Here is an 11,904-nt window from a genome sequence, read left to right as displayed (position 1 = left end):
ATCCTTTATTTTTTATCCGTTAACGAACTCACTCCCGGCAATTCCTTGCCTTCCATGAATTCCAGCGAAGCTCCGCCACCCGTTGAGATATGGTCCATTTTGTCCGCGACTTCGAATTTTTCAACTGCAGCAGCTGAATCTCCTCCGCCGATGACCGTATAGCCTTCCGTTTCTGCCATCGCCTTTGCGACTGAGCGCGTACCGTTTGCGAATGGCTCCATTTCGAAGACACCCATTGGTCCGTTCCAGATGATCAATTTCGAATTTTTAATGACATCCCGATATAAATCTGCTGTATCAGGACCAATGTCCAGTCCCATCCAATCAGCTGGGATCTCTTCGATTTTCACGTGTTTTGTTTCTGCATCTTTTGAAAATTCGTTGGCCACCGTTGCGTCGACTGGAAGATAAAGCTTCACGCCTTTGTCTTCCGCTTTTTTGAGGAAGGTTCTCGCGAGTTCCAATTTATCTTCCTCAACAAGTGAGTTGCCAATTTCATAGCCCTGCGCTTTGATGAACGTATAGGACAAGCCCCCGCCGATCAACAGATTGTCCACTTTATCCAGCAGATGGTCGATGACGCCGATTTTATCTTTCACTTTGGCTCCGCCGATAATGGCAGTGAATGGCCGCTCAGGTTCCGACAAAGCTTTGCCAAGGACATCCAACTCTTTTTCAAGAAGCAGTCCCGAAACGGATGGCAGATGTTGTGCAATGCCAGCTGTTGAAGCATGAGCGCGGTGCGCCGCTCCAAAAGCGTCATTGACGAATACGTCTGCCAGCGCTGCAAATGATTTCGACAGTTCTTCATCATTTTTTTCTTCACCGGCATGGAATCGGACGTTTTCAAGAAGTAAAACGTCTCCTTCCTGCAAGCCGGTAATTTCTTTTTCTACCGTTTCGCCGATCGATTCCTTCAGGCTTTTCACATCTTTATGTAGCAATTCACTCAAACGGGCTCCTGCCGCAGCAAGCCTCATTTCTTCATTGACCTCACCTTTTGGGCGCCCCAAATGGCTCGCCAAAATCACTTTTGCACCCTTGTCGATCAAATACTCAATAGTCGGAACAGCTGCGCGGATCCGTGTATCATCCGTCACTTTCCCGTCTTTCATCGGTACGTTGAAATCAACTCGGCAAAATACGCGCTTTCCTTTCAAATCCAAATCTTTCATGGTCATTTTCTGCAGCATGAAAATACCTCCTATTTGTATTCAAAAAAATAAAGGGGTGGGGTAAATTCCCCACCCCTTTCACCCTCTTTATTATAGAGGTTCACCGGTAATTAAGCTATAATTTTGGGATTAAAGCCCTTTGCTGTACATATGCAAGGCCAAGTCGATGCAACGGCCTGAGTAACCTGATTCGTTGTCATACCAAGAAAGTACTTTGACCATGTTTCCGCCAAGTGCCATTGTCGACAAACCATCGACAGTTGAAGAGGCAGTGTTGCCGTTATAATCTTTTGATACTAATGGAAGGTCGCTGTATTCCAGGTAACCTTTCAATTCGTTTTCAGTAGCGGCTTTTAATGCAGCATTTACTTCTTCAACAGTAGCTTCAGTTTCCAATTCAGCCACTAAGTCGATCAAAGAAACATTTGATGTTGGAACGCGGATTGCCATTCCGTCCAGTTTGCCTTCAAGTTCCGGCAATACTTTCGTTACTGCTTTTGCAGCTCCTGTTGTTGTAGGAATCATTGATTCTGCAGCTGCACGTGCACGGCGGTAATCTTTATGCGGAGAATCCAAAAGAATTTGGTCGTTGGTGTATGAATGGATAGTCGTCATCATTGCATGCTTGATGCCGAATTTATCATTCAACACTTTCGAAATTCCAGCAAGTCCGTTTGTCGTACAAGATGCGTTGGAAACAACATCATGCTCTTCCGGGCTATACGTGTCATGGTTCACACCCATAACAATTGTTTTCATGCCGTTTTTCCCTGGAGCTGATACGATAACTTTTTTCGCGCCTGCTTCGATATGTTTAGATGCAGAAGGAGTATCGGTAAACAATCCTGTAGATTCAATTACGATATCAACGCCAAGGTCTCCCCACGGAAGATTTGATGGGTCTTTTTCAGAAAATACGCGGATGGATTTGCCATTCACGATAATATTGTCGCCTTCAGATGAAACCTCAGCATCCAATATTCCGTGGATTGAATCATATTTCAATAGGTGAGCAAGCATTGCCGCATCCGTCAAATCGTTTACTGCTACTACTTCCACTTCCGGGTTTGTCAATGATTCACGGTATACAATACGTCCAATACGGCCAAAGCCGTTAATCGCTAATTTTAAAGTCAATTTAATTTCCTCCTAAGTTTTCGTTAAGTTCCAGAATTTCTCTTGCTGCACCTTCATCCGTGACCAGCACTGTTTGTTTCGGTGCATTTTTGAAATATGAAAGAATTGCCATCGCTTTCGAGCGCCCACCGGCGACTGCGATGATGGCCGGAGCTTTTTGCACTTGCTCCAATTGAATTCCCGCGGAACGGATGCGGTAAACAACATTGCCCTCTGCGTCAAAATAGTATCCGAAGGCTTCACTGACAGCGCCGCCTTCTGTAATCTTCTCAACTTCCTCGGAAGTCGACTGGCGGCGAACCGCCATTTCTTGCGCATTGCCGATGCCGTGCACGACCAAATCGGTTTGTTCATATAAATCCATCATTTCCTTGATGAGCGGTTCTTTCATCATCATGGTATAGGCTTCTTCACTTAAGTGATCCGGTAGGTAAAGCGTTTTAAATGACCCTCCGGTTTTCCCTGCAAAAGCCGAGGCAATGGTATTCGCCTGGTGCAAAACATCTTCCCCCAGGCCGCCCCGCGCTGCAATAAATTTCAATGCCGGGTAGGATTTCTCCCCCTTCAGTTCTTTGGCGATTGCGGCCATCGTACTGCCCCCGGTCACCGCAACATTTGGCTGAGCAGCAAAATGCTGCTCAAGGAGCCGTGCAGTTTCTTTTCCGATCTGATTTTTCACAGAGATTGCTTTGTCAGAGTCGAGAGGTACTACAATCACATCGGAAATTCCCAGATGTTGTTTCAACCGCTCTGCAAGATCAGCTATCCCCGTCAATTCATGCATAAAGGATTTTAATGAATCGAGCACTTCTTCTCCCTGCTTGGTTATCACCATGCCGGCAGTTTTCATCTCGATCAATCGCTGTTCGCGTAAAAGGTCTGTTTCTTTTCGAATATCACGTTCGGTCATCCCGGAGTATTCACTTAAAGTTCTCCGGCCGACCGGTTGTTCCTGGTTAATTGCCTGCAGAATCTGATAACGTTTTTTCAGGAGCTCGGACATTTCAGGCAGCAGCTTATTTTGTGCTGATGATAATGCATCCATACATTCACTCCGTTTCCAGTTGGACAAAATTTATCCCACTAGTTATTTTTCTGTCCCACTAAATTCATTCTACCTAATAATTAAGAGTAATGCAATAAAAAAGAAGCGTTAGAAATCCAACGCTTCCAAAAGTTCGGCATAACCGATATTGCCGTATAACAGGATCTTGCCTTCCCGCTCCAGGACGGGGATCATCAGCATGTATTTCTCATGGATGATTTCATCTTCTTCTATATTAACTTCCGTGTAGTCTACCGGAAAATCTTCCCGGACCAGATTCAGCATCAATTTCGCTTCTTCGCATAGCGGGCAATTCGGTCGTGTGTAAAGTGTCAGCATCGTTGGCCTTCTTTCTTTTTGGATTATGTTAATAATCGATATTCCGCAAAACAGCTTCGCTTGCCTGGGGGCTCGCGCTGAGCTAACTCGGTCTCGTTTCACTTCGCCCGAGTGGATCTCAGCACTTCACTTGGTCCCCATGGCGTCTGCGCTGTTTTGCTCCATATCTTAGCCATTCTTTCACCGAAGGCGCGGCTCCGGAGCAGGCTAATACGTACGGAGAAATAAGACGAGTGGTCTTCTCGGCTCATTGGGAGAGACAAGGTGCGCCAAACGAAGATAGCGCCTCCTTTACGACGAGCTTGCGCAGGAGCATAATCTTTGCACTGTCCATAGCTCCAAAGCGAAATTTAAATCATATTTCATTAGTCCAATTTATAAAATTATTTCACAAAATAATCCATAAAGAAAACCCGCTCCGCCATCAATTGGCAAAGCGGGTTGGTGACATATGCCCTCGGAGGGGATCGAACCCCCATTACAAGAATCGGAATCTTGGGTGTTATCCATTACACTACGAGGGCGTTTCTATCTTAGCGACTTTACCAGTATACAAAATATACCGGTGCATATCAAGTTGATTTTTTTAATTCGTTAGATTTGACCTTCATTGACCATGATGTGTATGATAATATTACAACTGAAACGTATTTCAGTGTGGAATCTTATCACTTACACAAGGAGGATTTTCTATGAATTTAATTCCAACAGTAATTGAACAGACGAGCCGAGGCGAGCGTGCCTATGATATTTATTCGCGTCTTTTAAAAGACCGTGTCATCATGCTGGGCAGCGGAATCGACGATAACGTGGCAAACTCCATCGTTGCACAGCTTCTATTCCTGGAAGCGGAAGATCCTGAAAAAGATATTTCGATCTACATCAACAGCCCTGGCGGCAGCATCACAGCCGGTATGGCAATTTACGATACGATGCAGTTCATCCGCCCGGATGTTCAGACAATCTGCATCGGTATGGCCGCTTCAATGGGAGCATTCCTATTGGCTGCCGGCACAAAAGGCAAACGCTACGCACTTCCGAACGCAGAAGTCATGATTCACCAGCCACTTGGCGGTGCTCAGGGACAGGCTACGGAAATCGAGATTGCCGCAAAACGCATCTTGCACCTTCGCGAGAAGTTGAACCAAATTTTAGCTGATCGCACAGGACAGACTCTTGATGTCGTTTCGAAAGATACAGACCGCGACAACTTTATGACAGCGGAACGTGCGCTGGAATACGGATTGATCGATCAGATCATCACACGCAGCAAATTGCCGCAACATAAGAAAGAAGATATCTAAAGTTAAAATGTATAGCTAAACCCCGCAGCTCATGTGAGCTGCGGGGTTTTCTTATGCTTCTTTTTCGATTAAAGCCGATAATGCTTCGACTGCAGTTTCCTCGTCGGAACCGTCTGCTGAAATGGTGACGGACGTGCCTTTGCTGATGGCGAGGCTCATGATGCCCATAATGCTTTTTGCATTCACTTTCTTTTCCTCTTTTTCAAGATAGACATCCGAATTATATCTGTTTGCTTCTTGAACGAATAATGCAGCTTGCCTTGCTTGTAAGCCTGATTTCAATTGAACATTCACTTGTTTTTCGACCATGCATATCCTCCTCAGAAAATTGACTGTACTAATATATATGAAAGAACCGCGGTTTTTAACCGCCGATCGTTTCGCCTTTTCTTAATGATTCGGCAATTTCGTCAATCTTCCGAAGGCGGTGATTGACACCGGATTTGCTGACTTTCCCGGTTGACACCATTTCACCGAGCTCCTTTAGTGTAACATCCTGATACTCAACGCGCAGCCTGGCAATTTCACGCAGGCGATCGGGCAGCTGTTCCACTCCTATGACGGAATCGATGAATCGGATATTTTCCACTTGCCGCAGCGCCGCATCAATCGTTTTATTGAGATTGGCGGTTTCACAGTTGACGAGCCGGTTTACCGAGTTCCGCATATCCCGGATGATTCGCACATCTTCGAATTTCAACAATGCCAAATGGGCGCCGGCGATGCTGAGGAAGTCGGATATCTTTTCCGCTTCTTTCAAATAAGTGACAAAGCCTTTCTTGCGCTCAATCGTTTTGCTGTTCAGATGAAAATGGTTCATGAGTTCAGTCAATGAATCCGCGTGATCACGATCTGAGGAATAGACTTCCAGGTGGTATGACGATGTTTCCGGGTTGTTGACGGATCCGCCAGCCAGGAACGCCCCGCGCAGATATGCACGTTTACAGCACGTCTTTTCAATCAATGATTTGACGATTTCCTGCTGGAACTGGAAACCTTCCGTGATGATCATCAAATCTTCCAATACATGCTTGGAACCGTCCCTTAATCTGCAAATATAAATATTATTCTTTTTTAACCGCATTTTTTTTCGCACGAGCAACTCGATCGGATAAGGCGGGTAAAAACGCTTTAAGAGTGTATAGATGCGGCGGGCAATGGCGGCGTTTTCTGTCTGTATGTCGACGCTCAATTGCCTGCTGGAAAATGATAAAGTTCCATTCATTCGGATCAAAGCGGATAATTCAGCTTTACCGCAGCATTCATCCACTTCCACTTGTGTCATTTCCTTTTTTGTTTCCGAAGCGAAAGACAATTTTATTCACCCCTTTCAAGCATTCAGAAATACCGAAGCTCAGAATCTTCTTTTAATTGGCCGCCGGCATATTGAAAGAGCCATTCCGCCACTTTTTTCGGTTCATGGCGAACAGCATTTTCGAATATACTGGCAATATCTTCCCGGTGAATTTCCAAGCCCAACGCTGCAAGCCGTTCTGCATCATATGCTACCGGCATTGCCCTTTCCTGCTTGTAAAGTTCGACCACAATCGGTGGCATTTCCGCTTTATCAAGCAGCACTGCGTCGAGGAACGGCTGCCCGACATGATCGTATAACGCTTGTATATGATCGGAAGCCGAATACATATAGGTTTCTCCGGCTTGCGTCATCAGATTGCAAATGTAAATCTTTTTCGCTTTGGCTGCCAATAATTCTTTCTTTATATCTTTGACCAATAAATTCGGCAGAATGCTGGTATAAAGTGATCCCGGCCCGATGACGATAATATCTGCCTGGCGAATGGCCATGACAGTATCCGGCAGTGGTTTTACATCCGTGGGCTCAATGAATACCCGTTTAATGGGCTGCAAATATTTCGGAATCTTTGATTCTCCACTGACAATGGTGCCATCTTCAAATTCAGCTTTGAGGGTGACCAATTGGTTGGCGGCCGGAATGACTGTGCCGTTGACATTCATGACCCGGCTCATTTCCCGAACCGCATGTGAAAAATCACCTGTCAAATCCGTCAATGCCGCAAGCATCAGGTTGCCCAATGAATGTCCACCGAGATCGATGGATTTGCTGAAACGGTATTGGAACATTTCCTCCACCAGTGGTTCAGCATCGGATAATGCCGCCATGACATTTCTTATATCGCCTGGTGGCGGTATATTCAGGTCATTGCGCAACCTTCCGGAACTGCCGCCGTCGTCCGCTACTGTGACGATGGCAGTCAAATCCAACGGGAGCTTTTTCAGCCCCCGCAATAGGGTGGACAATCCAGTGCCTCCTCCAATTATGACAAGTTTTTTCCGTTGGCCATTGTTTTCCATGCACTCAGTCCTTTCTCGTTTTGACGTCGCGATGAGTAATGATGGTTTTATTATTTTCAGCAAATAACTTGCCATAATACTCAGCTAAGGTGACTGAACGATGTTGGCCGCCGGTACAGCCAAAGGCGATGACCAATTGCGCTTTGCCTTCGTTCTTATACCGGGGAATCATAAATTGGAGAAGATCTGTCAGTTTTTCGATCAGCATCTGGGTTTCATTCCATTGGAGCACATAACTCGAAACAGCTTCGTCCAGACCGGAAAGCGGTTTGAGTTCTTCTATATAATAGGGGTTCGGTAAAAAGCGAACATCAAAGACCAGATCGGCATCGATTGGAATGCCGTGCTTAAAGCCGAATGACAACACGTTTACGGTAAAAACATTGCTGGTGTTTGTTGAAAAATCCGAAATGATTCTCTCTTTCAGCTCACGTGGGCTCATTTGTGATGTGTTGTAAATGTATTTCGCCCGCCCTTGCAGGTCGATCAGCATATCGCGTTCTTTTTTGATGCCACCGAGTACCAGCCCGCCCGGTGATAGCGGATGTGAACGCCGGGTTTCTTTATAACGGCTGACCAAAGTTTGGTTGTCCGCATCCAAAAAGAGGATGGTGACAGACACTTTCGGCTCTTTTGACAAATTGTCAATGGCATCGACGAGGCTGTCGAAAAAGTCGCCTCCCCGCAAATCCATAACTGCGGCAACGCGTTTCATCGATTTCCCGGAATCCCGCATCAATTTGATAAATGTCAGCAGCAGCGCCGGCGGCAAGTTGTCTATGGTGAAAAATCCAAGATCTTCAAAACTTTGAATCGCCACTGTTTTTCCGGCACCTGACATGCCGGTGATTACGATTAACTCAGTTTCTTCTACTTTATTATCCATGGGGGCGATTCACCTCTTCTGTTGAAATTTGTATCTGCTCTTTCAGCAACTCAAATTCTGTCGTGTAATGGAAGGTGCCGAATTGCACACCAGCCTGGTTGGTTGCAAACAGAAGATTGGTCCGGTCGCCATCAGCCATCGGCAAAGTCGCCAAGCTCTCTACAGGATGCCATTCCAGCACTCCTTCAGGCGTTTCAACAAAAGGGGTTCCTTTCAGATCAGTGGCGATAAAAGTGAAAAGCATCCATTCATCGACTGTCTTTCCTTCGTCTTCAATCATCATTGTGTAGATTCCTTTGATATGGGTGCCGATCGGTTCTGTATTCGTCTCTTCCGTAAATTCACGGATTGCTGCTTCATACACCGATTCTCCGGATTCCATTTTCCCGCCGGGTGCCACATACCAACCGCGTCGGGGTTTTTTCAATAATAAGACCTGACCATTTTTGATAATTAATAAATTCGCGATTCGCTGCACACTCGACACTCCGCATCTGTTTTAAACTTCTTCCATTATACATCTATCCTGGCGTGTCATGCAAAGAAAGAAAAATGTATATAAACCGAACTAAAGAATTTATATTTCTATACTGCTTCACCGCTATGAACAGCGCAAAAATTATGCTCCTGCGCAAGCTCGTCGCAAAGGAGGTGCCATTTTCGTATGGCACATCTTGGCTCCCACAATAAGCCGCGAAGAGCACTCATCTTTTACTCCGTCGGCATTCGCCTGCTCCTGAGCCACACCGGCGCTGTGAGAGTAAAAGAGATATGGAGCAAAACAGCGAAGACGCCATGGGGAGCAGGCGGATGCCGACGAAGTGCAAGATCCACTCGGGCGAAGTGAAACGAGACCGAGTTAGCTCAGCGCAAGCCCCCAGGCAAGCGCAGCTGTTTTGCGGAATATCGGTTATTAGGAAATATTTTTTAAATTATGTAGCCTTTATTAATTGCACAAAAAAAGAGGCTGCTTCCCGAATGATTCGGGAAACAGCCTTTCAAACTTTCTATAAAAAGGGGGTCAATTTACTATTCTTACTATACCTCTTTCACATGTCAAAAGTATTACAGATACATTAAGATAGCATTAAATTAAACTCTTTTGACCAATTCTCTCAACTAATTCCTCAATATAGTGCTGTGCTGCCTGAGCGGCAATGCTTCCGTCACCGGTCGCAGTGACAACCTGACGCAATGTTTTATCGCGAAGATCTCCTGCAGCATAAATGCCCGGCACCGCAGTTTCCATTTCTTCATTTGTCACAACGTAGCCTTCGGCGTTCAGGATACCCAAATTGGCAAATGGTTTCGTCAATGGCAGCATACCGATATAGATGAATACGCCATCGATTTCTTTTTCTGTTTCAACGCCATCTTTAGTGGAAACGAGGGTGACGCCGGCAACTTTGCCGTTTTCACCTTTTATTTCCTTCACCGTATGGCTCCAGATAAAGTCGATCTTATCATTGGCGAAAGCACGGTCCTGGATGATTTTTTGCGCACGCAATTCGTCTCTTCTGTGGACGATGGTCACTTTGTCAGCGAAACGCGTTAAATATACGCCTTCTTCTACTGCCGAATCGCCACCGCCGACTACCACCAGATTTTTCTGTTTAAAGAAAGCTCCGTCGCAAACTGCGCAATAGCTGACGCCACGGCCGCCAAGTTCCGATTCACCCGGTATGCCCATTTTTTTATATTCGGCACCTGTCGTCAGAATAACCGCTCTTGCTTTGTATTCCTTTGAACCGGCAGTAATTGTTTTGTATTCCCCGCCGTCGACGATTCCTTTTACATCACCATAGGCATATTCAGCCCCAAATTTCTTGGCGTGATCGAACATTTTTGTAGATAGGTCCGGTCCAAGAATATGGTCAAACCCTGGGTAATTTTCGATTTCTTCCGTATTGGCCATCTGGCCGCCTGGTATTCCGCGTTCAATCATCAATGTCGATAGATTGGCACGCGAGGTATACACGGCTGCCGTCATGCCCGCAGGTCCGGCACCAATTATTATTACGTCATAAATTTTATCAGCTTCTGTCATGTACGTGTCCTCCTGTCCTTCAATAGCTAAATCGTATAAGATTCCACGTCAACCATCAACTTTTATGCTTACGATTCAAATAATGGAAGAAATTCAATTAATTCGCTTATATACTTCGTCAGGGTTGCTGGGGTGGTACCAAACTGCTCGGCAGTCCCTTTTTTTGTGATGCTGCTGTCTCTGGATGATTTCACCATATAATCGATCGCCGCAGCCAAAGCGTTCGGATTCTTGAAAGTGTAATTTCTTTGGAATGCATTATCCACCAGCATAAACCACATTTGAAAAGCGTAAGAACCTTGCTGGGTCACCATGCCTTCTTTTTCATAGAGGATTTCGGTCACTGCCATCGCCCGCAGAAATGCCCGTTCCTCAGGAACCGTTTCTTTGAAGGGATGGCCAAGAGCGTAGCCGAGCATAAACGTCTCAATAACGGTTGGCTGATCGCTCTTCAACCATTTCGGATGGGAAATGATTTCCTGCTTATGCGAAGATTTGCTCAACAGGAACATGCCAAACAAGCGTTCACTTCTATGGGGATGATCCAATTTCTCCACAAGATAATCACGGTCATGTTCCAATGCATCGGAATGTGGCATTGTTATGTCTTCCTGCCATGGCTCATAACCTTCCTTGCCCGGATCCATCGCGGTCAATTGCTTCCAGGCTTGCTTGGCAACTTCTTCATGATTCGAATGGTAAGCCGCATGCGACAACCAGAAATAAAACGCAGGATCGCCATCAAAGCCCCGCTTCTGCAAACTTCTCAGCCAGCGATAGGCTTCCTTATACTTGCCGACAAGCGCAAAGGTCGCTCCCAATTTATAACGGTGTTCGAACACATAAGGCTGAATTTTCTTCAACAGCGCCAAAATATCTTCCAGCTCTTCGTTCTTTTCGTAATAATGAAAAACCGCCAAATTGCACAACGCATGAAGGTTGCCGGTATTGCGTCTCAACACATCATGCAGCAAAGCTTTGGCCATTTCTGTTTCTCCGATATAGAAATAAGCGAGTGCCAGATTATTATGGGCTCCCCAGAAGTCTGGCTTTTCCTCGATCAGATCTTCCAGCATCTTGATGGCATCGGTAAAATTGCCCTGCTCCATCAAACGACGCGCTTTTTCCTGCTGATAGAAATATTCGCTGTCCTGCGCTTCGCCTTCATCGTCCAGCAGCTGCCAGTCTTCCTGTTCGGCAAAATCGATGATTTCCATCGCCTCTTCCGCATACTTGCCGTGCACATCTGTCTCGACGTATTTCTTGGCGTATTTCCGTGCATCAAGAAATAAGCCCATATGTGCATGCACTTCTGACAGGAAAAACAGGATGTCCGTCTCTTCAGGATCCAGCTCTCTGGCTGTCCGCAGCACGTCCATTGCCTGTTCAAATTCCTGCATTTCCATCAGTACAATGCCAAATTGCATCATGATCAGCGGATCTTCAGGACTCAATTCCGTCGCTCGCTGCAGATACTTATGGGCTTTCGGGTAATTTTCACGCTGCAATTCCTTCAGCGCTTTCTTGTAATAATATTCACCTGTCGGAATGAATGAAAGGACATTCTCATAATTGTTTTTCTTTTTATTCTCCAAAATAAGCCTCCGCAAAAGTATAAGGATCGACCATAGCCGCCC

At 45.8% G+C, this 11,904-nt stretch carries 12 protein-coding genes and 1 tRNA gene; 1 reads left to right on the top strand and 12 read right to left on the bottom strand.

The genetic code is table 11. From position 1 onward, the window contains the following. Positions 1-5 precede the first annotated feature (5 nt). From DHX103_RS13510 to DHX103_RS13490, 5 genes are all read right to left on the bottom strand, one after another. A complete protein-coding gene (locus DHX103_RS13510) occupies positions 6-1,190 on the bottom strand; it encodes a phosphoglycerate kinase (protein ID WP_422124783.1) in 1,185 nt (394 codons plus the stop codon). A 114-nt stretch (positions 1,191-1,304) separates the two neighbouring features. Continuing rightward, positions 1,305-2,312, bottom strand: a complete 1,008-nt coding sequence (gene gap / locus DHX103_RS13505; protein ID WP_422122770.1) for a type I glyceraldehyde-3-phosphate dehydrogenase — start codon at positions 2,310-2,312, stop codon at positions 1,305-1,307. Position 2,313: 1 nt separating this feature from the next. Next, positions 2,314-3,357, bottom strand: coding sequence for a sugar-binding transcriptional regulator (locus DHX103_RS13500; RefSeq protein ID WP_422122769.1), 1,044 nt, complete (start codon positions 3,355-3,357; stop codon positions 2,314-2,316). Positions 3,358-3,465: 108 nt separating this feature from the next. Continuing rightward, entirely contained in the window at positions 3,466-3,696 is a 231-nt protein-coding gene (locus DHX103_RS13495; protein ID WP_422122768.1) for a glutaredoxin family protein, read from the bottom strand. Between the two features lie 452 nt (positions 3,697-4,148). Next, positions 4,149-4,220, bottom strand: a tRNA-Arg gene (locus tag DHX103_RS13490). A gap of 168 nt (positions 4,221-4,388) precedes the next feature. Between DHX103_RS13490 and clpP the strand changes: the two genes are divergently transcribed. Further along, positions 4,389-5,000, top strand: coding sequence for an ATP-dependent Clp endopeptidase proteolytic subunit ClpP (gene clpP / locus DHX103_RS13485; protein ID WP_422122767.1), 612 nt, complete (start codon positions 4,389-4,391; stop codon positions 4,998-5,000). A 51-nt stretch (positions 5,001-5,051) separates the two neighbouring features. Here clpP and DHX103_RS13480 read toward each other — a convergent pair whose 3' ends face one another. The 7 genes from DHX103_RS13480 to DHX103_RS13450 all read right to left on the bottom strand — a co-directional run bounded on the left by DHX103_RS13480 (position 5,052) and on the right by DHX103_RS13450 (position 11,862). Beyond that, entirely contained in the window at positions 5,052-5,309 is a 258-nt protein-coding gene (locus DHX103_RS13480) for an HPr family phosphocarrier protein (RefSeq protein ID WP_422122766.1), read from the bottom strand. Between the two features lie 55 nt (positions 5,310-5,364). Further along, positions 5,365-6,315: a DNA-binding protein WhiA gene (gene whiA, locus DHX103_RS13475; protein WP_422122765.1), complete on the bottom strand. Its 951-nt coding sequence runs from the start codon at positions 6,313-6,315 to the stop codon at positions 5,365-5,367. Positions 6,316-6,338: 23 nt separating this feature from the next. Then, positions 6,339-7,334, bottom strand: coding sequence for a gluconeogenesis factor YvcK family protein (locus DHX103_RS13470; RefSeq protein WP_422122764.1), 996 nt, complete (start codon positions 7,332-7,334; stop codon positions 6,339-6,341). Between the two features lie 4 nt (positions 7,335-7,338). After that, entirely contained in the window at positions 7,339-8,220 is an 882-nt protein-coding gene (gene rapZ, locus DHX103_RS13465; protein WP_422122763.1) for an RNase adapter RapZ, read from the bottom strand. After that, positions 8,213-8,698, bottom strand: coding sequence for an NUDIX domain-containing protein (locus DHX103_RS13460; RefSeq protein ID WP_422122762.1), 486 nt, complete (start codon positions 8,696-8,698; stop codon positions 8,213-8,215). The genes rapZ and DHX103_RS13460 overlap by 8 nt, the downstream gene beginning before the upstream one ends. 609 nt (positions 8,699-9,307) lie before the next feature. Further along, positions 9,308-10,267 (bottom strand): thioredoxin-disulfide reductase, encoded by a 960-nt coding sequence (gene trxB, locus DHX103_RS13455; protein ID WP_422122761.1) that lies wholly within the window; start codon positions 10,265-10,267, stop codon positions 9,308-9,310. A gap of 68 nt (positions 10,268-10,335) precedes the next feature. Further along, positions 10,336-11,862, bottom strand: coding sequence for a tetratricopeptide repeat protein (locus DHX103_RS13450; RefSeq protein WP_422122760.1), 1,527 nt, complete (start codon positions 11,860-11,862; stop codon positions 10,336-10,338). Positions 11,863-11,904: the final 42 nt, after the last annotated feature.

The sequence above is a fragment of the Planococcus daihaiensis genome, assembly GCF_049262615.1.
Classification (GTDB): Bacteria; Bacillota; Bacilli; order Bacillales_A; family Planococcaceae; genus Planococcus.
The sequence above is the reverse complement of the archived record's forward strand: the minus strand, read 5'-3'. Positions and strand labels throughout refer to the sequence as shown.

Coding starts and splice junctions, on each gene's coding strand:
- DHX103_RS13500 (WP_422122769.1), bottom strand. CDS start 3,357: ATGGATGCATTATCATCAGCACAAAATAAGCTGCTGCCTGAAATGTCC.
- DHX103_RS13495 (WP_422122768.1), bottom strand. CDS start 3,696: ATGCTGACACTTTACACACGACCGAATTGCCCGCTATGCGAAGAAGCG.
- clpP (WP_422122767.1), top strand. CDS start 4,389: ATGAATTTAATTCCAACAGTAATTGAACAGACGAGCCGAGGCGAGCGT.
- DHX103_RS13480 (WP_422122766.1), bottom strand. CDS start 5,309: ATGGTCGAAAAACAAGTGAATGTTCAATTGAAATCAGGCTTACAAGCA.
- DHX103_RS13470 (WP_422122764.1), bottom strand. CDS start 7,334: ATGGAAAACAATGGCCAACGGAAAAAACTTGTCATAATTGGAGGAGGC.
- rapZ (WP_422122763.1), bottom strand. CDS start 8,220: ATGGATAATAAAGTAGAAGAAACTGAGTTAATCGTAATCACCGGCATG.
- trxB (WP_422122761.1), bottom strand. CDS start 10,267: ATGACAGAAGCTGATAAAATTTATGACGTAATAATAATTGGTGCCGGA.